Origin of the sequence: Aureibaculum marinum, assembly GCF_003813905.1 — a bacterium.
GTDB lineage: Bacteria > Bacteroidota > Bacteroidia > Flavobacteriales > Flavobacteriaceae > Aureibaculum > Aureibaculum marinum.
In genome coordinates, this window is record NZ_RPFJ01000002.1 from 480,041 (window position 1) to 500,272 (window position 20,232).

General features: G+C 30.2%; 20 protein-coding genes. 12 read left to right on the plus strand and 8 right to left on the minus strand.

Features of this window, described 5'->3' with window-relative positions:
• Positions 1–59: 59 nt before the first annotated feature.
• The gene (locus tag EGM88_RS15905; RefSeq protein ID WP_203229414.1) at positions 60–203 is read right to left on the minus strand and encodes a hypothetical protein; all 144 of its coding nucleotides are present in this window, start codon (positions 201–203) and stop codon (positions 60–62) included.
• Between the two features lie 159 nt (positions 204–362).
• Between EGM88_RS15905 and EGM88_RS02780 the strand changes: the two genes are divergently transcribed.
• From EGM88_RS02780 to mgtE, 4 genes are read left to right on the plus strand one after another with little or no spacing between them, the layout of a single operon-like run.
• Positions 363–2,147, plus strand: a complete 1,785-nt coding sequence (locus EGM88_RS02780) for a tetratricopeptide repeat protein (protein ID WP_162497535.1) — start codon at positions 363–365, stop codon at positions 2,145–2,147.
• 41 nt (positions 2,148–2,188) lie between these two features.
• Positions 2,189–2,518, plus strand: a complete 330-nt coding sequence (locus tag EGM88_RS02785; protein ID WP_123896443.1) for a DUF4286 family protein — start codon at positions 2,189–2,191, stop codon at positions 2,516–2,518.
• Positions 2,519–2,527: 9 nt separating this feature from the next.
• Entirely contained in the window at positions 2,528–3,304 is a 777-nt protein-coding gene (rsmA, locus tag EGM88_RS02790) for a 16S rRNA (adenine(1518)-N(6)/adenine(1519)-N(6))-dimethyltransferase RsmA (RefSeq protein WP_123896444.1), read from the plus strand.
• Positions 3,294–4,643, plus strand: a complete 1,350-nt coding sequence (gene mgtE, locus EGM88_RS02795) for a magnesium transporter (RefSeq protein ID WP_123896445.1) — start codon at positions 3,294–3,296, stop codon at positions 4,641–4,643. The genes rsmA and mgtE overlap by 11 nt, the downstream gene beginning before the upstream one ends.
• Before the next feature lie 2 nt (positions 4,644–4,645).
• Here the strand turns inward: mgtE and EGM88_RS02800 are convergent, their stop codons facing one another.
• On the minus strand, positions 4,646–4,855 hold the full coding sequence (locus EGM88_RS02800; protein WP_123896446.1) for a zinc ribbon domain-containing protein: 210 nt from the start codon (positions 4,853–4,855) through the stop codon (positions 4,646–4,648).
• Positions 4,856–4,981: 126 nt separating this feature from the next.
• Between EGM88_RS02800 and EGM88_RS02805 the strand changes: the two genes are divergently transcribed.
• Together EGM88_RS02805 and EGM88_RS02810 are read left to right on the plus strand one after the other, a co-directional pair.
• Positions 4,982–6,670, plus strand: a complete 1,689-nt coding sequence (locus tag EGM88_RS02805; RefSeq protein ID WP_123896447.1) for a glutamine--tRNA ligase/YqeY domain fusion protein — start codon at positions 4,982–4,984, stop codon at positions 6,668–6,670.
• 15 nt (positions 6,671–6,685) lie between these two features.
• Positions 6,686–7,663 carry a polyprenyl synthetase family protein gene (locus tag EGM88_RS02810; RefSeq protein ID WP_123896448.1) on the plus strand — a complete coding sequence of 326 codons (978 nt, stop codon included), beginning with the start codon at positions 6,686–6,688 and terminating at the stop codon, positions 7,661–7,663.
• 36 nt (positions 7,664–7,699) lie between these two features.
• Here EGM88_RS02810 and EGM88_RS02815 read toward each other — a convergent pair whose 3' ends face one another.
• The 3 genes from EGM88_RS02815 to EGM88_RS02825 form a co-directional block, all read right to left on the minus strand.
• Positions 7,700–8,245, minus strand: a complete 546-nt coding sequence (locus tag EGM88_RS02815) for a hypothetical protein (RefSeq protein ID WP_123896449.1) — start codon at positions 8,243–8,245, stop codon at positions 7,700–7,702.
• Positions 8,229–8,813 carry a sigma-70 family RNA polymerase sigma factor gene (locus EGM88_RS02820; RefSeq protein WP_123896450.1) on the minus strand — a complete coding sequence of 195 codons (585 nt, stop codon included), beginning with the start codon at positions 8,811–8,813 and terminating at the stop codon, positions 8,229–8,231. Before EGM88_RS02820 ends, EGM88_RS02815 begins: the two co-directional genes overlap by 17 nt.
• Positions 8,814–9,068: 255 nt before the next feature.
• Positions 9,069–10,595, minus strand: a complete 1,527-nt coding sequence (locus EGM88_RS02825) for a GH3 auxin-responsive promoter family protein (protein ID WP_123896451.1) — start codon at positions 10,593–10,595, stop codon at positions 9,069–9,071.
• A 98-nt stretch (positions 10,596–10,693) separates the two neighbouring features.
• Here EGM88_RS02825 and purE point away from each other — a divergent pair, with 98 nt between their 5' ends.
• The 3 genes from purE (at position 10,694) to EGM88_RS02840 (ending at position 14,151) form a co-directional block, all read left to right on the plus strand.
• Positions 10,694–11,185 (plus strand): 5-(carboxyamino)imidazole ribonucleotide mutase, encoded by a 492-nt coding sequence (gene purE / locus EGM88_RS02830; RefSeq protein WP_123896452.1) that lies wholly within the window; start codon positions 10,694–10,696, stop codon positions 11,183–11,185.
• 156 nt (positions 11,186–11,341) lie between these two features.
• A complete protein-coding gene (locus EGM88_RS02835) occupies positions 11,342–13,381 on the plus strand; it encodes a M3 family metallopeptidase (protein WP_123896453.1) in 2,040 nt (679 codons plus the stop codon).
• The gene (locus EGM88_RS02840) at positions 13,378–14,151 is read left to right on the plus strand and encodes a hypothetical protein (RefSeq protein WP_123896454.1); all 774 of its coding nucleotides are present in this window, start codon (positions 13,378–13,380) and stop codon (positions 14,149–14,151) included. Before EGM88_RS02835 ends, EGM88_RS02840 begins: the two co-directional genes overlap by 4 nt.
• A gap of 25 nt (positions 14,152–14,176) precedes the next feature.
• Here EGM88_RS02840 and EGM88_RS02845 read toward each other — a convergent pair whose 3' ends face one another.
• Positions 14,177–15,409 carry a glycosyltransferase gene (locus EGM88_RS02845; RefSeq protein WP_123896455.1) on the minus strand — a complete coding sequence of 411 codons (1,233 nt, stop codon included), beginning with the start codon at positions 15,407–15,409 and terminating at the stop codon, positions 14,177–14,179.
• Positions 15,410–15,549: 140 nt separating this feature from the next.
• On the opposite strand from EGM88_RS02845, the gene lpdA reads away from it, so the two are divergent.
• From lpdA to EGM88_RS02860, 3 genes are all read left to right on the plus strand, one after another.
• A complete protein-coding gene (lpdA, locus tag EGM88_RS02850; RefSeq protein ID WP_123896456.1) occupies positions 15,550–16,956 on the plus strand; it encodes a dihydrolipoyl dehydrogenase in 1,407 nt (468 codons plus the stop codon).
• 190 nt (positions 16,957–17,146) lie between these two features.
• Positions 17,147–17,602 carry a YybH family protein gene (locus EGM88_RS02855; RefSeq protein ID WP_123896457.1) on the plus strand — a complete coding sequence of 152 codons (456 nt, stop codon included), beginning with the start codon at positions 17,147–17,149 and terminating at the stop codon, positions 17,600–17,602.
• 15 nt (positions 17,603–17,617) lie between these two features.
• Entirely contained in the window at positions 17,618–18,934 is a 1,317-nt protein-coding gene (locus EGM88_RS02860) for an anthranilate synthase component I family protein (protein WP_394336872.1), read from the plus strand.
• 21 nt (positions 18,935–18,955) lie between these two features.
• On the opposite strand, the gene EGM88_RS02865 is transcribed toward EGM88_RS02860, so the two are convergent.
• Positions 18,956–19,444, minus strand: a complete 489-nt coding sequence (locus EGM88_RS02865) for a threonine/serine exporter family protein (RefSeq protein WP_123896458.1) — start codon at positions 19,442–19,444, stop codon at positions 18,956–18,958.
• Positions 19,441–20,208: a threonine/serine exporter family protein gene (locus tag EGM88_RS02870; protein ID WP_123896459.1), complete on the minus strand. Its 768-nt coding sequence runs from the start codon at positions 20,206–20,208 to the stop codon at positions 19,441–19,443. The genes EGM88_RS02865 and EGM88_RS02870 overlap by 4 nt, the downstream gene beginning before the upstream one ends.
• Positions 20,209–20,232 lie beyond the last annotated feature (24 nt).

The following is a 20,232-nucleotide window of genomic DNA, read 5'->3' on the forward strand; positions in this document are numbered from 1 at the left end:
AAGATACTATTTTTCTGAAAAACAACAATTAAAAGTTTACATTATCTAAAAGACTTCAACTAATTAGCCACCACTGCCCTTAATAACTTTTTATATCGTTGAACTTCTAATAGAGCATTAAAATAATCATTAATCTGACCATTTTTCATAAAGTTTGTAGCTCTTTCTTTAGCGATTTGTTGTCGATATTTTAACTCTTTCATGATAAAAAATTAATTGTTTTTAACACTATGTCAATCATTATGCCAAAATACAAATTGGGTTAAGTAATTTTTATCTCATGTAAAATTTCAATTAGTTAAAACTTCTTTTATTACCTTTGATGCATGTGCCAAAAATTTTTCGACATAAGTTATAACGACATGCAATATAAAATTATTGTATTCTTTTTTTTAATCTCTTCAATAGCTATTGCTCAAAATGCAAGTTTAGGAAATATGTATTTTGAACGAGGGGATTATGTTCAAGCGGCATCAATATATAAGAAGTTGTATCAAAAAAATGATGTAAGACAAGATTATTTTAAACGATTACTTTCTTGCTATCAAAAAACTGAAAACTTTGATGATGCCACAAAACTGTTAAACCTACATCTTAAAAAATACAGAAGACAGCACAATCTTTTGGTTGAAATTGGGTACAACCTAGAGCTTCAAAAGAAAAAAGAAGAAGCTATTACATATTATCAAAAAGCACTAGAAATTATAGAAAACGATCCTTTTCAAGGAAGTATTATTGGGCGTGCTTTTGAAGAAAATCATCTTATAGATTATGCACTACAAGCTTACCAAAGAGCTATGAAATTAAATCCTAAATTAAATTTCGATATGAATGTTGCCTTCCTTTATGGAGAAAAGGCAGATGTAGAAAATATGTTTAATAGCTATCTAAATATGATAGAAAAAAACGAACAGTACTATTCAATAGTTCAACGATATACAGGTAGATTTATAACAGATGATAGTGAATCTGAAAACAATAAACTTTTTAAAAAACTACTTTTAAAAAGATTACAACTAAACCCTAATAATGCATGGAATAAATTGCTCAGTTGGTTATACATGCAAGAAAAAGAATACAATAAAGCATTAATTCAAGAAAAAGCAGTTTACCGAAGAAATGGTGAAGATTTATCAAGAATTGCCGATGTAGGTAACATCGCTTTTACAGCTAAAGACTACACCACTACCAATGCCGCGTTTAGTTATATTTTCGAAAACACACAAGACCATAGTATCATTTTAAATGCAGAATATTATCTATTAAATGTTGCAATAAAAACAGCATCTTCAAAAAAAGAAATTGAAAATATAGAACAAAAATTTGAAGAGTTATTTAATAAATATGGCTACAGCAATTCAACCCTAGATTTACAAATGGCCTATGCCGATTTTTTAACTTTCACAAAAGACAAACCCGAAAAAGCTATTGATATTTTAAAAGAAGCTTTAACACAGACTACTTCTAATTACCAACATGGAGACATAAAATTAAAACTAGGAGATGTGTTGGTTTACTCCAATAAATTTAACCAAGCTTTGATAAATTACTCTCAAGTACAAACAAGTTTAAAAAACAGTTCGTTAGCTCAAACAGCTCGTTTTAAAGTAGCTCAGACCTCTTATTTTAAAGGAGATTTTAAGTGGGCTTTATCACAACTTAAAGTTTTAAAAAAATCGACCTCACAATTAATAGCCAATGATGCCTTAAAATTGTATTTATTAATTTCCAATAATATTATCGGGGACACTTTACATACCTCTTTAAAAATGTATGCCAAAGCTGATGTATTAGCTTATCAAAATAAAACCGAAGCCGCTATTGACACTTTAAATTTAGTTTTAAAAAAATTTAAAGGAAGTATTATCGAAAATGAAGCATTATTTAAACAAGCTGAACTCTATACTAAAACAAATAAGTATACTTTAGCTGAAAATAATTATCTGAAAATAATTGAAAATGATGCTACAGGTATTTTAGTAGACAATTGCTATTTTAATTTAGCAGAATTGTATAAAAATTATCTTGGCGACAATGATAAAGCCAAAGAAATGTATCAAAAGATTATTTTTGAATTCCCAAATAGTATATTTCTGGTAGAAGCCAGAAAAGAATTTAGAAAATTAAGAGGCGATATAATTAATTAAAATTAATAAACCTTAAAACAGAATAAATTACAATATTAAAAATGTACATATACAACGTAACTGTTAATATAGACGCTTCTGTTGAACAAGAATGGCTCAATTGGATGCAAAACACACATATTCCAGAAATGTTAGAAACAGGTAAATTTTTTGAAGCAAAAATGTGCCAAGTAATGGTAGAGGAAGATATGGGAGGCGTAACCTATTCCATACAATACACAAGTAAAAACAAAGAAACTTTAGAAAAATATTACTCTGAAAATGCTGACGAATTAAGACAAAAAGCTTTAAAATCTTTTGGAGATAAGTTTGTCTCCTTCAGAACAGAATTAAAAGTAGTTAACCATGTAAAGAATTTTATAAAATCGTAAAATGAATTAATGTCAGTAAAAGCAAAAAAACATTTAGGTCAACACTTTTTAAAAGATGAAAATATAGCGAAAAAAATCGCAGAGACTCTCACAGAAAAAAATTACGATACCGTATTAGAAATAGGCCCTGGAATGGGAGTATTAACAAAGTATTTATTACAACAAAAGTATACAACTTATGTAATTGAAATTGACATAGAATCAGTAGCTTATTTAAAAAAACACTATCTTAATTTAACCGAAAGAATTATTTCAGAAGATTTTTTAAAAATAAATCTAAATACTATTTTTAATGATAAACAAATTGCTATTATTGGCAATTTTCCTTACAACATTTCCTCACAAATTATTTTTAAAGCCATAGAAAACAGAAATAAAGTTCCTGAATTATGCGGTATGTTTCAAAAGGAAGTTGCTCAAAGAATTGCCGCCCAGCCAGGAAGTAAAAGTTTTGGAATTATTTCAGTTTTAACGCAAGCATTTTATGATGCAGAATATTTATTCACTGTACCTCCATCCGTTTTTATCCCACCTCCAAAGGTAGACTCAGGAGTTATTCGATTAATACGTAAAGAAAATTTCAATCTTTCTGTTGATGAAAAATTATTCTTTAAGGTTGTAAAAACTGCTTTCAATCAGCGTAGAAAAACTATTAGAAATAGTTTAAAAATTTTCAATTTATCAGATAAATTAAAAGAAGATACTATATTTGCCAAACGCCCCGAACAATTATCTGTTAAAGAGTTTATAAACCTTACTAAAAGCATAGCAAACGATGCCATTTGAAATTACAGAACAATTAATAGAGCAAATTACTGGACTTATCTTAAACCAAGATGATGAAGCTCTTTTAAAACTGTTAGAAAATGAACATCATGCCGATATTGCAGAGGTTTTAGAAGACCTTAATCTCGAAGAAGCGACATATATAATTAAGTTACTTGACAGTGACTTAACCTCTGAAATTTTAATGGAAATGGATGAGGATGATCGTGAAAAAATATTACAAAATTTATCTGAAAAAGAAATTGCTAAAGAACTTGATGAATTAGATACTGATGATGCGGCAGATATGATAGCCGAATTACCAGAAGACCGTCAGCAAAAAGTAATTTCAAACATAGAAGATAAAGAGCATAAAGCTGACATCCAAGAGTTATTAAAATATGACGAAAATTCTGCTGGTGGATTAATGGCTAAAGAATTGGTTAAAGTATACGATAACTGGAATGTCTTAAAATGCGTTAGAGAAATGCGTGCACAAGCAGAATTTGTAACTCGTGTACATTCTATTTATGTGGTTAATGAAAACAATCAATTGGAAGGGAGGTTATCTTTAAAAGATTTATTAACTACTTCAACAAAAACTCCAATTTCTGAAGTTTATATTCCAAAAGTAGATTATGTAAATGTACATGATAGTGCCGAAGATGTAGCTCGTGTAATGCAAAAATATGATTTGGAAGCCATTCCTGTCGTAGACGATAATATGCATTTATTAGGAAGAATTACAATTGATGACATTGTTGATGTTATTAAAGAAGAAGCTGATAAAGATTATCAAATGGCGGCTGGTATATCTCAAGATATTGAAGCTGATGATACCCTTTGGCAACACTCAAGAGCGAGACTCCCTTGGCTATTTTTAGGCTTGTTTGGTGGTGTTGGAGCAGCTGCCATAATGGGAGGCTTTGAAGAAATGATAAACAAACATGCCGTTTTATTCTTTTTTACTCCACTAATTGGAGCTATGGCTGGAAATGTAGGAGTACAAGCTTCGGCAATTATCGTTCAAAGTATTGCCAATAGCGATTTAAAAGGAAGTATAGCAAATAGACTATTTAAAGAATTTTCTTTGGCTATGGTAAACGGACTGGCATTATCTATTATATTGTTTAGTTTTACTTGGTTTTGGAAAAAAGAAATATTAACATCATTAGCCATATCTATCTCGTTATTTGTAGTAATTATAGTTGCCGGAATCATAGGTACATTTATTCCATTATTTCTTCACAAACAAAAAATAGATCCTGCAATTGCCACAGGTCCATTTATTACCACAAGCAATGATATTTTTGGAATTCTAATTTACTTTTCAATTGCCAAAATGCTTTTGGGCATTTAACTCTAATTAGTAAACAAATCAAATATATTACTTAACGCACTAGTTTTTGCTTTATAAAATTCGGTATACGAACATTTTTCGCATGTTACTGAGGTATATTTCTGATTTTGAACATCGAATATTTTACTTAAGGTACCTCCTGTACCTCGCAGTTGACCAATTTTATACGTCTTATTATTACATTTAGGGCATGTATATTTTAAATTTTGCATTATTTTTTTAGTTTTGTTTTAATATATAAATATTAGTAGTAAAAAATAACAAAATGTTACAACAATCAACGCTCTTCACTATTAATATTTTACCTATTTTTGTACGCTATTCCAAACAAATTATTAATGTCTGAAGAAAAAAAATCACTTAACTTTTTAGAGCAAATTATAGAAGAGGATTTGGCAAATGGTCTTAGTAGAGACAAATTGCGTTTTCGATTTCCACCAGAACCAAATGGATATTTACACATTGGTCATGCGGCATCAATTTGCTTAAATTTTGGATTGGGATTAAAATATAATGCCCCAGTTAATTTACGTTTTGATGATACCAATCCTGCTAAAGAAGAACAAGAATATGTAGATGCCATTAAGAAAGACATCCAATGGCTAGGGTTTAAATGGGCAAATGAATTATACTCATCTGATTATTTTCAACAATTATATGATTGGGCTATTCAGTTAATAAAAAAAGGATTAGCTTATGTAGACGACCAATCCTCTTCTGAAATTGCAGCCCAAAAAGGAACTCCTACCGAAGCAGGTACTAATAGTCCGAATAGAGATCGGTCTATTGAAGAAAATTTGGAACTGTTTGAAAAAATGAAGAATGGAGAATTTCCTGAAGGTTCTCATGTACTACGTGCTAAAATAGATATGGCATCGCCAAATATGCACATGAGAGATCCAATTTTATATCGTATTCTCAATAAAGAACATCATAGAACTGGAAATACCTGGAACATATACCCTATGTACGATTGGACTCATGGAGAATCTGATTATATTGAACAAATTTCACACTCAATATGCACATTAGAATTTAAGAGTCACCGTGAATTATATGATTGGTATTTAGATCAAGTATATTCTGGTAAAGACTTACGTCCAAAACAACGTGAATTTGCACGCCGTAATTTGAGCTATACAGTAATGAGTAAGCGAAAGCTATTACAACTGGTAGAAGAAGGATATGTAAATGGCTGGGACGACCCAAGAATGCCTACAATTTCTGGATTGCGAAGAAGAGGTTATACTCCTAAATCAATCATAAAATTTAGTGAAGTTGCAGGAATTTCAAAGCGTGATAATGTTACTGATGTTGCCTTATTAGAGTTTTGTATTAAAGATGATTTAAATAAAACTGCACCGCGTGTTATGGCAGTTTTAAATCCTGTAAAATTGGTTATAACTAACTTTCCTGAAGGTAAAGAAGAATGGTTAGAAGCAGAAAACAATCCTGAAGATGAAAATGCAGGCTCTAGAAAAGTTCCTTTTTCAAGAGAAATTTACATTGAAAAAGAAGATTTTAGAGAAGAGGCCAATAAAAAATTCTTTCGATTAAAATTAGGTAAAGAAGTACGATTAAAAAATGCTTATATTATTAAGGCTGAATCTGTTATAAAAGATGAAAATGGTGAAATAACCGAAATACATTGTACTTATGATCCTTTAAGCAGAAGCGGTAGTGGTACAGAAGAGAGCAAACGTAAAATTAAAGGTACTTTACATTGGGTTTCTATAGCACATGCTGTGAAAGCTGAAGTACGTTTATACGACAGATTATTTAGCGATGAAGCTCCTGACAATCATAAAGACAAAGATTTTAAAGAATTTATAAACCCAAATTCTTTAGAAATAATTGATAATGCCTATGTAGAACCAAGTCTTAAAGAAGCTAACATTGGAGATAAATTCCAGTTTCAACGCTTAGGTTATTTCTGTGTTGATACAGATAGCTCCACTGAAAATTTAGTCTTTAACAGAACGGTACCTTTACGAGATAGCTGGGCAAAAATTGAGAAAAAAAACTAAGACTTTACATCTATTTTGAAAATAGTAGAACGAATAAAACTTCCAATAAAATCAGAAATGGAATTCTTTGAACAAAAATTCAAAGCTTCTATGATTTCTAATGTTCCATTATTAAACAGAATAACCCATTTTATAATCCGCCGAAAAGGGAAACAAATGCGTCCTATGTTTGTATTCTTAGTTGCAAAAATGGTTTCAGGAGGTAAAGTTAATGATCGCACTTACCGTGGAGCTTCTTGTATTGAGCTAATACACACAGCAACTTTAGTTCATGATGATGTTGTTGATGATAGTAATCGACGTCGAGGATTTTTCTCTATAAATGCATTATGGAAAAATAAAATTGCCGTTTTAGTTGGTGATTTTTTACTTTCTAAAGGAGTTTTGCTTTCAATAGATCATAGTGATTTTGACATTTTAAAACTCATTTCTGTAGCAGTACGTGAAATGAGTGAAGGTGAATTATTACAGATAGAAAAAGCAAGAAAATTAGACATTACTGAAGAAGTTTATTTTGAAATTATTCGTCAAAAAACAGCAACATTAATTGCTGCTTGTTGTGGTATTGGTGCTGCCTCTGTAAATTCGACACAAGAAGAAGTTGAAAAAATGAGAAAATTTGGAGAATACATAGGCATCGCATTTCAAATAAAAGATGATCTTTTTGATTATTCAGATGGTAAAATTGGTAAACCCACAGGTATTGACATTAAAGAACGCAAAATGACATTACCTTTAATTTACACACTAAATAACTGCTCTGAGAAAAATAAGAAATGGCTTATCAATTCGATAAAGAATAAAAATAAAGATAAAAATCGTGTAAATCAGATTATTGATTTTGTTAAAGATAATGGCGGCATTGAATATACTATTGAAAAAATGCAAACCTACCACGACAAGGCAATGACCATCTTAAACTCTTATCCTGATTCTGCTTATAAAAATTCATTAACAGAAATGGTTAACTATGTTATTAAGAGAAAAATTTAATAAAAAGAAACTTAAATTTTAAAGGTAATTCTATTCTCAAACACCTTCATTTACATTACTTACAAAAAGTTGCCACCTTTTTTGCCTATGTTCATAAAAAGATTTAGCCCAATAGGAGACAAAGCTAGTAAGTATACCTGCATACAACTCAATTTTATCAGTATATCTAATTCTATTCTCATCAATTTTTTCAATAAAAATTTTATGATTCCATAGTTTAACAATAGCATCATTTTCTTTTGTTACTATGGTAAACTTTTTTGAATCAATTTTAGAAAATGTAATAGTGTGAATTCCTCCAAAAGGAATAAATCCATACAACAACATTTTAGTTTTTACAGACAGCCCTTCTTTCCAATAAGTTGGAAATTTAATAGTAATAGGTTTAAATTTTACTTTGCCTTTACAGATAAATTCAAGGAGAGCACTTTTTTGAACCTCATGCCATGCTTCATTAATATTTATATGGAACACAGAAGAAACTATTAAGTTTCTGGCTGTTATTTTATTTCCTCTATAATTAATTTTAACCTTTTCAATTTTTGAATCCATACCATTATTAAACTCAATTATAACCGTCATAACCACAGACTTTACAATCTTCTTTACTTTTAAGTTCTCCTACTAATTTACCTTTTTCGTTCAACTCATACCCACAACAATCCATAAATCCTTGAGTAATCATTTTTCTTGCACGTTGTACTTGCGATTTTACTGTGGACAATGGTAGGTTTAAAATTTTTGAAATTTCTTGTTGTTTATATCCTTGTATATCTGCCATAAATAATGGCGTTCTGTACTTTTTGTCTAAATTCTTTAAAATTCCATGTAAACAATCTTGTTCAGAGTGTTCGTAAAAATTTACAGAATAATTAGCTACATCTTCAATATCTTTTTCTGCAATTTTATTATCTGCTATTACTTTATTTTTTTTACTAGTTCTAAAATAATCTAAAACTGTATTATTTGCTACTGTAAATAACCAAGACTTTAACTTTGTAATATCAGTTACATCAGAAACTTTAGTATGTACTTTTATAAAAACTTCTTGTAACAAATCATCCGTAATAATTTTATCATTGGTTTTTGACAAAATAAAACGTCTGACATCATCAGAATAGGTATTCCAAATAAGTTTTGTATTCCTCATCTTTTAAATTTTGTACTCTAAAATAACACCTCCTAAAAGGAGGTGTTATAATTTTTAATTAACAATTACATCCTGAACAAGTGCAATTTTCGCAAGTACAATTTGCACATATTCCGTCTTTACATCCTTCGCAAGTGCAGTTGCATTCTTTATTTCTCATAATTCTAAATTTTAAGATTAATACTACACAAAATCGCTTAACGCAGATTATGCTTTTACAAGTATTAGACGAAAAAAATTAAATAAAGATGCATTTTAGACAAGTTTTTTTGAATTGGACATTTCTAAAAGTTCATCCATAAATTTTCTACTATTGAATAATCGAGGTACTTTATGTTGGCCACCTAATTTATTATTTTTCTTTAACCAATTGTAAAACAATCCAGATTTAGCTTTATGAATTTTTGGCATTTCTAAGGTCATATCATTATAACGTTTAGCTTCGTAATCAGAATTTATGGCTTTTAAAGAATTGTCTAGCAATTCAGTAAAATATCCCATACTTTCAGGTGCTTTTTTAAACTCTATCATCCATTCGTGCGAACCTTTCTTTTTTCCTTCCATAAAAATGGGAGCCACAGTATAATCAACAATAACAGAATCCGTCTTTTTACATACTCTTTTCAATGCTTCTTCAGCATTTTCTACGATAAGTTCTTCTCCAAAAACATTAATAAAATTCTTGGTTCTACCGGTAATTCGAATCCTAAATGGATCAAGAGAAACAAACTTAACAGTATCTCCAATCAGATATCTCCATAACCCTGCATTGGTTGTAATTACAATAGCATAATTTACATTAAGTTTTACTTCTTCTAAAGGAATAGCTATAGAGTCTTCTCCATTAAATTCTGTCATTGGTATAAATTCATAGAAAATGCCATAATCTAACATCAATAATAAATCTTGTGAATTATTAGAATCTTGTATTGCAAAAAAACCTTCAGAAGCATTATAAGTCTCGTAATATCTAAAATCTTTTTTAGGAATTATTTTTTTAAACTGTTCTCTATAAGGATTAAAATTTACTCCTCCGTGAAAGTATACTTCCAAGTTGGGCCAAACCTCTAAAATATTATCTTTTCCTGTTTTTTCTAAAACTGCATTTAACAACACCAACATCCAAGAAGGCACACCTACTAAACTGGTAATATTTTCGTTAATAGTCTCATTAACAATGGCATCCATTTTTGTTTCCCATTCACTCATTAGAGCTACTTCTGATTTTGGAGAAGAACTAAAATCTGCCCAAAAAGGCATATTTTCAATAATTATAGCAGATAAATCTCCAAAATAAGAATTATTATCTTCGTAAATAGCACTACTTCCTCCTAAACGCAATCCTCGACCATTAAACAACCCTGCATCTTCATTATTATTAATATACAACGCTAGCATATCCTTACCAGCTTTTAAATGGCAATATTCTAAAGCCTCATTACTTACTGGTATAAACTTACTTTTTGAATTGGTAGTTCCACTAGATTTTGCAAACCATTGGATATGGGTTGGCCAAAATAGATTTTGCTCACCTCTTCTAGCTCGTTCAACTAAGGGCTCAATAGACTCATATTTTTGAATAGGTACATTCTCTCTAAAAGTCTGATAATTATAAATTGAACTAAAATTATATTTTTTGCCAACCTCGGTATTCTTGGCAGTTTCAACCAAGCGTATTAACAGCTCATGCTGAACATCAATTGGATATTTTAGAAATAATTCCATTTGATGTTTTCTCTTTTTTAAAAACCAAGAAATAACCGTATTAAATAATGGTAACATTTTCTAAATTTCTATTTGAAGTTTACTCTCTATAACACTATCTTTGGTCAATAAAAGTACGAATAATCTTTGTATCCATTAAAAAAAAAGATCAAATTATGGCTAAAGTTGGAATTATTATGGGCAGCAATTCAGATATGCCAGTAATGCAAGAGGCAATTACAATATTACATGAATTTAATATAGATATAGAAATTGATATTGTTTCGGCTCATAGAACTCCTGATAAATTATATGATTATGCAAAAAATGCTCATATCCGTGGCGTACAAGTTATAATTGCTGGGGCTGGAGGGGCTGCTCACTTACCAGGAATGGTTGCATCAATGAGTCCACTTCCGGTAATTGGAGTTCCAATTAAATCGAGCAATTCTATTGATGGTTGGGATTCTGTTTTATCTATCCTTCAAATGCCAGGTGGTGTTCCTGTAGCAACAGTTGCTCTAAATGGAGCAAAAAATGCTGGAATATTAGCAGCTCAAATACTTGGAAGTAGTGATAAAAAAGTTCAACAAAAAATTATAGACTATAAAGAAGAGCTAAAAGTAAAAGTTAATAAAGCTTCTGAAGAAATTAGCCAACAAAAATAAAAAGGACTAAATAAGAATCTATAATTGTTGCTACTTAAATCAAAAAAGTAATTTTAAACCTAAAATCATTCTGAGATACAAAAAATTTTAAATTGAGATTATTAATTTCAAAAAAGTTTTTTTCGGTTCATCTTGGGTGATAATTCTATAATAAACATGAATAATCCATTATTACAACCATTTAATACCCCACATGCAACAGCACCATTTGCTAACATTGAAAATAAACATTTTAAACCTGCTTTTGAACAAGCCATAAAAATAGCAAAAGAGGAAATTACTAATATTACTGAAAACCCAGAACCCCCAACTTTTAAAAATACAATAGAAGCATTAGATTTCTCGGGATATACATTAGATAGATTATCTTCAATTTTCTTTAACCTAAATTCTGCTGAAACCAATGATGAAATTCAAAAAATTGCTCAAGAAATTTCACCTTTATTATCAGAATTTTCGAATGATATACGATTAAATAAAAAATTATTTGAACGAATAAAAACAGTTTATAACCAAAAAGAAAAATTAAATTTATCAGTTGAACAAACTACCCTATTGGATAAAAAATACAAGAGTTTTTCTAGAAATGGAGCAAATCTGAATGATAAAGACAAAGCAAAGTTACGAGAAATTGACATGAAATTATCAAAACTTTCGCTACAATTTGGAGAAAACGTATTGGCTGAAACTAATGCATTTGAAATGCATTTAATAGATGAAAATCAGCTTAAAGGATTACCTGAAGGAGTAAAAGAAGCTGCAAAAATGGCTGCCAAAGAAAAAGACCTTGAAGGATGGTTAATAACATTGGACTATCCAAGCTATATCCCTTTTATGACTTATGCAGAAGATAGAAATTTACGTGAAAAACTGGCCAAAGCTTTTGGTTCAAGAGCTTTTCAAAATAACAAAAACGACAATCAGCAAATTGTATTAAACATTGTTAAATTACGCCACGAAAGAGCTAATTTATTAGGGTATAAAACACATGCTCATTTTGTACTGGAAGAACGAATGGCAAAAACTCCAGAAAAGGTATTAAATTTTTTAAATGATTTATTAAAAAAAGCAAAACCTGCTGCAGAAAAAGAGTTTACCAAGCTATCTGATTTTGCAAAAAATGACGGTATTAATCAATTACAAAAATGGGATGGAGCTTTTTATACTGAAAAACTAAAAAAGCAGTTGTTTAATTTAGATCAAGAAGCTTTAAAACCTTATTTTAAATTAGAAAATGTAATAGATGGAGCGTTTATTGTTGCCCATAAACTATTTGGATTAAAGTTTAATGAGGTTCAAAATATCGATAAGTATCACCAAGATGTTAAAACCTATGAAGTTACTAATGACAGTAATGAATTTATAGCTGTTTTTTATGCAGATTTTTTTCCTAGAAAAGGCAAAAGAAATGGTGCTTGGATGACTTCCTTTAAAGGTCAATGGAAAAAAGATAATCAAAATTCGAGACCACATATTTCTATCGTATGTAACTTTACAAAACCTACCGAGACAAAACCTTCGTTATTAACTTTTAACGAAGTTACTACATTGTTTCATGAATTTGGGCATGCTTTACACGGCATGTTAGCAGATACGGTCTACCCTAGTCTTTCTGGAACAAATGTATATTGGGATTTTGTAGAGTTACCTAGTCAATTATTAGAGAATTGGTGTTATGAAAAAGAAGCATTAGATTTATTTGCTAAACATTACCAAACCTATGAACCAATCCCTATAGAAATGGTTCAAAAAATAAAAGACTCTTCTAACTTTATGGAAGGTATGCAAACCCTACGTCAGCTCAGTTTTGGATTGTTAGATATGAATTGGCATGCAGGTGAGTCTCCCGAAAAAATTGATAATGTAAAAGAATTTGAATTACAAGCTTTTGCCGATACGCAACTCTATCCTGATGTTATTGAAAATTGTATGAGCACATCATTTTCGCATATTTTTCAAGGTGGATATTCTAGCGGTTACTATTCCTATAAATGGGCAGAAGTATTGGATGCTGATGCCTTTGAATACTTTAAAGAAACAGGAATTTTTAATAAAAAAACAGCAACTAAACTCTTAAAAAATGTATTATCTAAAGGAGGTACAGACAACCCTATGGAATTATACAAACGTTTTAGAGGTAAAGAGCCTAGTAATGAGGCTTTATTGAAAAGAGCTGGACTGATTAGTAAAGATTGAAATATATAATCCATATTCTAATTGTAATTCTACTAACCGTTTTAACACAAGTTGGAGGAATTATATGGATTATATCTTTAATTGTTGCAATCAAACTAAACTATAAAAAAAGATATCTCTTTGTTGGATTATATTTATTATTTAATTTGCTAATTATTCCTCCTATTGCAAATTATTTTGGCAGAGTTGAATTATCTTATTTTAATGAAAATTTGAAACCAAAAAACATAATTTACCCACTATTATTTCGAAATTATGTAACTCCAGAGCTTAAAGAATTATTAGAAAATTCTGCTCAAAACATTAATAACGAATATAATTTTCAGATAACATATTTGGATGCTAACTTTCCATTTTACAATGGCTTTCCATTATTACCGCATCTAAGTCATAACGATGGAAAAAAAGTAGACATCTCTTTTATGTACAAAACTAAAGATGGAAAAAGCACAAACAAAAAGCCATCTTTATCTGGTTACGGAGCTTTTGTAAGTTCTGAAAATCCTACCTATTCAGATTGTCTAGGCAAAGGATATTGGCAATATGACTACACAAAATATTTCACTTTTGGCATTTTTAATGATTTAGATTTTGATGAAAAAAGAACAAAAATTATAGTAGAAGAATTATTAAATCAACCAAAACTACAAAAGCTATTTATTGAGCCCTATCTAAAAACCCAATTAAGATTAAACAATTCTGATAAAATCCGTTTCCATGGTTGCAGAGCTGTGAGACATGATGATCATATACATTTACAGATAAAATAAATATTGTTTAAAAACATACAGGATACTATTTATTTTTCTCTTCAATCCATCTTGAAAGGTATTTCGTACTTTGCATGGTGTGATGTTGTAACAAACTACCTATAAAGTTTTGCTCTCTATGTAAAGCTAAATTTTGTTGAATTTCTATAATTCTATTACTTAACTTTTCTGACAGACGTTTTTTATTAAAGACTGTATTTATAATTCTAATTGCATTTTGTTGTGATTGTAACCATAAATTCTTATTGCCATACAATTCAATAGCTTTTTGTGCAAACTCTTCTGGGTTATCTATCACATAACCATTCCAAGGTAAATTATCATGCATCCCTTCTGCTCCAATAGTTGTAGTCACTGATGGTGTTCCGTTCAACATGGCATCTACTAACTTTCCTTTTAGTCCTGCCCCGAATTGAAGTGGTGCAAGTAAAACTTTTGCTTTTGAAATTACTTTGTGAGCATTCTCTGCTCTACCTTTTACAATAAACCCTTCTTTTTCGCAATGTAAATCTGTTACTTTTTGAGAAGGGTACGATCCATAAATATACAAATTAACCTTAGGCAACTGCTTTCTAACTAATGGCCAAATGGTTTTCTTTAAATACAATACGGATTGCCAATTGGGTTCATGTTTAAAATTTCCAATACTGATAAAATCTCGCCGTTGTTCAAAAGACGGTTTATTCAACAAATTATTTTCCGAAATAGCATCTAGCATAAACGGCAATTGAACCAATAAATTTTCTGGAATTTTAAAATGATTTAACAAGAGTTGCTGTTCAAACGTAGAAATAATCAAAGACAAATCACATCTATAAATTGAAGCTATTTCTCTTTTGGTAATATCAAGATGGTTTAATTGATTCCATTTAAACTCTATTCCCTTTTTTAAAGCTTCTAATCGTGTTTGCCTGAGACAATGTAAATCTTCGGTATCTAAAATACGGAGTGCATTTGGACAATTTTCGGTTACTCGCCAACCAAATTGTTCTTCAGTTATAAAACGGTCAAAAACTACAACATCAGGCTGTAAGCTTTTAATAAGACTATCGAAACTAGCATTGTTTAATTCAATAGTCACTCTATCAATTCCTAAATTTTCGAGATTATCAACATATTCTGAATTTTGTGCAGCACTGGCAAAAGTGATTTGATAGTGCTCCTCTAAAAAAAAGTGAAGCAATTGCATCATTCTACTTCCGGCAGCTGTAGAAGTTGATTCAGGAAACACTAAACCGATAAACAAAACTTTTTGCATCTTGCTAAAATATAAAGATTGAATAAATTTACCACTAAAATCAAATTGCAAAAAGATAAAAAAATATAATCCGTTTTCTTTGAATGTTTATTATTAGCATATAATCCCTACTTTTGTATTAATAAAATTAAATTTTACTTATGAGTACATATGATGTAGCCATTATTGGTTCAGGACCTGGAGGATATGTTGCAGCAATTCGCTGTGCACAATTAGGCATGAAAACTGCCATTATCGAAAAATACGATACCCTTGGTGGTACCTGTTTAAATGTTGGTTGTATTCCGTCAAAAGCATTGTTAGATTCTTCACATCATTACCATGATGCCATTTCTCATTTTGAAGAACATGGTATTGAAATAGCTGGTGATATTAAAGCCAATCTTAAAAAAATGATTGACCGTAAACAAAGTGTAGTTGATACTAACACTAGCGGTATCAAATATTTGATGGATAAAAATAAAATTACAGTTTATCACGGTTTAGGATCTTTTAAAGATGCCACTCACATTACTATAAAAAAGTCGGATGGTAAATCTGAAAGCATTGAAGCTAAAAATACTATTATAGCAACAGGTTCAAAACCTTCTACTCTACCTTTTATAAAATTAGATAAAAAACGTGTTATTACTTCAACTGAAGCATTAAGCTTAAAAGAAGTTCCTAAACACTTAATTGTTATTGGTGGAGGAGTTATCGGATTAGAACTTGGGCAAGTATATAGAAGGCTAGGTGCTGAAGTTTCTGTTATTGAATATATGGATAGAATCATACCAACAATGGATGCTTCTTTATCTAAAGAATTACAAAAAGTACTAAAAAAACAAGGGATAAAATTCTACACCAAACACAAGGTAACTGCTGTTAAAGCTGGAGCAAAAGAGGTAACCATTACTGCAGATGATAAAAAAGGAAATCCTGTCGAATTTAAAGGAGATTACTGCTTAGTTTCTGTTGGTAGAAGACCTTATACTGAAGGTTTAAACCTAGACAAAGCTGGTGTAAAAGTCAATGATAGAGGTCAGATAGATGTAAACGACCATTTACAAACCAATGTATCTAACATCTATGCTATTGGCGACGTAATAAAAGGAGCTATGCTTGCCCATAAAGCCGAAGAAGAAGGTGTATTTGTTGCTGAAGTGTTAGCTGGTCAAAAACCACATATTGATTATAATTTAATTCCTGGGGTAGTTTATACTTGGCCAGAAGTTGCTGCTGTTGGAAAAACAGAAGAACAACTTAAAGAAGCTGGAGTTGACTATAAATCAGGACAATTTGCAATGCGTGCGTTAGGCCGTTCTAGAGCCAGTGGAGATATTGATGGTTTTGTAAAAATACTAGCAGATGCTAAAACAGATGAAGTATTAGGAGTGCACATGTGTGGTGCACGAGTAGCTGATTTAATTTCTGAAGCAGTTGTTGCTATGGAATTTAGAGCGTCTGCTGAAGATATTGCTAGAATAAGCCATGCTCATCCAACATATGCCGAAGCAGTAAAAGAAGCAGCATTAGACGCTACTGATAAAAGAGCTTTACATAGTTAAGTAAACTCATCTTTCTTATATAACGTAAAGAGATAGAGAACTGCTCAAATGGCAAAATTGTTATTCTAATTATCCAGATAAGAAAATAGCGAAGAATCTTTTAAATTTATAATCTACAGTTAAAAGATTCTTCGCTTATTTCAAAACAATAATGCTATCAAGTACAACATGATAATGCCAACAAACTAATATGAAAACATTAAAAAATAGTATTGTAGCAATTGTTATATTATCATTTATTGTAGCATGTACCACCCAAAAAGCAACCTCTACAAATTACCAAACTAGTAAGCAAGAAATTACAGCTATGTTGATGCAGCAAGCTAAAGATTGGTCAAATGGAGATTTAGAGGCCTTTATGCAAGGGTATATAAAATCTGACAGTTTAAAATTTGTAGGGAGTAATGGACTCACTTACGGATGGAAACAAACGTTAGAGAATTATAAAAATGGATATCCCAATAAAGACCATATCGGTACTTTAACATTTAAATTACTAGATTTTGACCAACTTGCTAATAATGTGTTTTTAGTTATTGGAGAATTTCATTTAAAACGAAAAGTTGGTAACGCCAATGGAATGTTTTCAATTGTCTTAAAACGCATAAATAAGCAATGGAAAATCGTAGCCGATCATTCATCTTAACATAATATTGTTACCTTGAACGAAATCAATAAATCATTACGTACCTCAAAAAAAATCACACTACAAAACCCAACTAATTTTAAAAAAAAATTACTGTATTGGGCTCAACAATATAATCAAGTTGTATGGCTAGATAGTAATAACTATCCTCTACAATATTCAAACTACGATGCTGTACTAGCTATTGGTTTATATTCAAATTTACAATGTAAGTACCCCAACGCTTTTGACAAATTAAAAAACTATAGAAATAATATTAACGATTATATTTTTGGTTATTTAACTTATGATCTTAAAAATGATATTGAAAAGCTAACTTCTCAAAACTTTGACGGATTGCATTTTCCTGATTTATATTTTTTTCAACCTAAAAAACTATTCTTTTTAAAAAATAATATTTTAGAAATTAAATACTTAACACAAGTTAAGGATGATATTGAAAGTGATTTATCGTTAATAAAGACTATTGACTTAAATAAGTCTATAAAAGAAGTTGAACATAATGTTAAAATAAAAAAACAGATATCTAAAAAACAATATTTAAAACAACTCAATACTATTCTTAAACACATTAATAGAGGTAATATTTACGAAGTTAATTTTTGTCAAGAATTTTATTCAGAAAATGCTACGATTAATTCCTTAGAAGTGTATAATCATTTAAATAGCATTTCTAACGCTCCTTTTGCGAGCTTTTTAAAATTAGAAGATAAGTTTATTATTTCTGCTTCTCCTGAGCGATTTGTAAAAAAACAAGGTAATAAAATAATTTCTCAACCTATTAAAGGTACAGCAAAACGACTCACAGATAAAATTTCTGACCAACAACTTGCCATAGATTTAGCCAATGACCAAAAAGAGCGTTCAGAAAATATTATGATTGTAGATTTGGTTAGGAATGATTTATCAAAAACAGCGATAAAAGGTTCTGTTAAAGTTGAAGAACTTTGTAAAGTCTATACTTTTGATCAAGTTCATCAAATGATTTCTACCATAAGTTCAACGACAGAACATATTACAGACCCTGTAGATATTATTAAAAGTCTTTTCCCTATGGGAAGCATGACAGGTGCACCTAAGTTATCTGCTATGCAAATAATTGAAAAATTTGAAACTACAAAACGTAGTGTTTATTCAGGGGCTATTGGCTATTTTACACCTGAGGCTGATTTCGATTTTAATGTAGTTATCAGAAGTATTTTTTACAATAAAACAAATAAATATTTATCCTATTCCGTTGGAGGTGCAATTACGGCAAAATCAGATCCAGAAAAAGAATATGAAGAGTGCTTGGTGAAAGCAATTGCTATGAAAAAAGCATTAAAAAACTAATTAAAAGTAGGAGAAATCGTTTTATTTTTCAATTTTCTTAACTGTATCTTTTCTCAATAGTAACATCGGTAAAGACACTCCAATTGTAAGTGAAACTAAAATAAAAAGCATGGTAAATCCATTAGAAAAAATAGACTGCATTAATACTGTTTTCTTAGTTACATCTTCTTCAATAAAAATAAAAGACATTATCGATAAAACAGTTTCATAAGCAAAATACCCAGGTATCATCGGAATCACAGCCGGAATGGAAAACACAACAGGTGGTTGATGAATACGATGAGCCATAGGCACACTTATAATACCTACAAAAGAAGCTGCCAATAAACTTGCCAAAATAATATTGACATTTAAATCTAAAAGAACAAACTTAACAATCCCTGCACCAAACCCAAGTAAAAAAACAGTAAATATTGCTTTACGTGGTATATTAAATAAAATACCAAATCCTACTGCAGCAATACCAGCCCAAAGAGATACATCCAATAAATTTAATAGAATTGTTATCATTTTAATTGAAATATTAACATGGCGACAAAAAGCCCGAGTGCAATTGCCAAAACCGTCATCATTCCATTGGCAAACCTAACCATGCCATTTAATACATTTTTATCTAAAAGGTCTGTAAAAGAATTAATCAGTGCTACCCCTGGTACTAAAAATAATATGGAAGTAGCCAATGTAGCTTCTGGCTGAGTGCCCAAATTAAAGTAAACTCCAAAAGAAGCTAATACTGATGCCGTTAGTGAAGCCAACGAAACACTAATATAAGGATTAAATTCCCTTTTATGGGCTGTCTGTAGCATTAACATTCCAAAAAATGTACTGACAAAAGCTATTAGTAAATTAATATAATCTCCTCCAAATATTTTACAGAATCCAGCTCCTGCAAAACTAACAGCAACTAAAACGACAAGCCTTGGATATCTTTTTTGCTGTTGAATTAATTTAATTTCATCTGATATTTGTGAAAGAGACCAACCTTGACTAATCGCATTCCAACTTGCTTTACTTACCGATGAAATTACCGTAAAATCAATTTTATGTGAAGGTAAGTTCTTTACTTTAGTACAGTTTTTTCTAGTTTCCTTATCTATTACGGTTAAAATAATTGTTTTTTGACTTATTAAACTATACGATTCACAATTTAACACAGAAGCAAATCGGTCAATATTTAAATCGACCCTATTTGTATTTGCACCAGAGACCATCAATATCGACGATATTTCCAATAATAAATCTGCAATCTTTTCTAACCTACTTTCAGTCTTCATTTATATAAAATAAAAGCATTGCAA

Excerpts from the sequence above, each read along its gene's own strand:
- EGM88_RS15905 (WP_203229414.1), bottom strand. The coding sequence starts at position 203 with ATGAAAGAGTTAAAATATCGACAACAAATCGCTAAAGAAAGAGCTACA.
- EGM88_RS02780 (WP_162497535.1), top strand. The coding sequence starts at position 363 with ATGCAATATAAAATTATTGTATTCTTTTTTTTAATCTCTTCAATAGCT.
- EGM88_RS02785 (WP_123896443.1), top strand. The coding sequence starts at position 2,189 with ATGTACATATACAACGTAACTGTTAATATAGACGCTTCTGTTGAACAA.
- rsmA (WP_123896444.1), top strand. The coding sequence starts at position 2,528 with ATGTCAGTAAAAGCAAAAAAACATTTAGGTCAACACTTTTTAAAAGAT.
- mgtE (WP_123896445.1), top strand. The coding sequence starts at position 3,294 with ATGCCATTTGAAATTACAGAACAATTAATAGAGCAAATTACTGGACTT.
- EGM88_RS02800 (WP_123896446.1), bottom strand. The coding sequence starts at position 4,855 with ATGCAAAATTTAAAATATACATGCCCTAAATGTAATAATAAGACGTAT.
- EGM88_RS02805 (WP_123896447.1), top strand. The coding sequence starts at position 4,982 with ATGTCTGAAGAAAAAAAATCACTTAACTTTTTAGAGCAAATTATAGAA.
- EGM88_RS02815 (WP_123896449.1), bottom strand. The coding sequence starts at position 8,245 with ATGACGGTTATAATTGAGTTTAATAATGGTATGGATTCAAAAATTGAA.
- EGM88_RS02820 (WP_123896450.1), bottom strand. The coding sequence starts at position 8,813 with ATGAGGAATACAAAACTTATTTGGAATACCTATTCTGATGATGTCAGA.
- EGM88_RS02825 (WP_123896451.1), bottom strand. The coding sequence starts at position 10,595 with ATGTTACCATTATTTAATACGGTTATTTCTTGGTTTTTAAAAAAGAGA.
- purE (WP_123896452.1), top strand. The coding sequence starts at position 10,694 with ATGGCTAAAGTTGGAATTATTATGGGCAGCAATTCAGATATGCCAGTA.
- EGM88_RS02835 (WP_123896453.1), top strand. The coding sequence starts at position 11,342 with ATGAATAATCCATTATTACAACCATTTAATACCCCACATGCAACAGCA.
- EGM88_RS02845 (WP_123896455.1), bottom strand. The coding sequence starts at position 15,409 with ATGCAAAAAGTTTTGTTTATCGGTTTAGTGTTTCCTGAATCAACTTCT.
- lpdA (WP_123896456.1), top strand. The coding sequence starts at position 15,550 with ATGAGTACATATGATGTAGCCATTATTGGTTCAGGACCTGGAGGATAT.
- EGM88_RS02855 (WP_123896457.1), top strand. The coding sequence starts at position 17,147 with ATGAAAACATTAAAAAATAGTATTGTAGCAATTGTTATATTATCATTT.
- EGM88_RS02865 (WP_123896458.1), bottom strand. The coding sequence starts at position 19,444 with ATGATAACAATTCTATTAAATTTATTGGATGTATCTCTTTGGGCTGGT.
- EGM88_RS02870 (WP_123896459.1), bottom strand. The coding sequence starts at position 20,208 with ATGAAGACTGAAAGTAGGTTAGAAAAGATTGCAGATTTATTATTGGAA.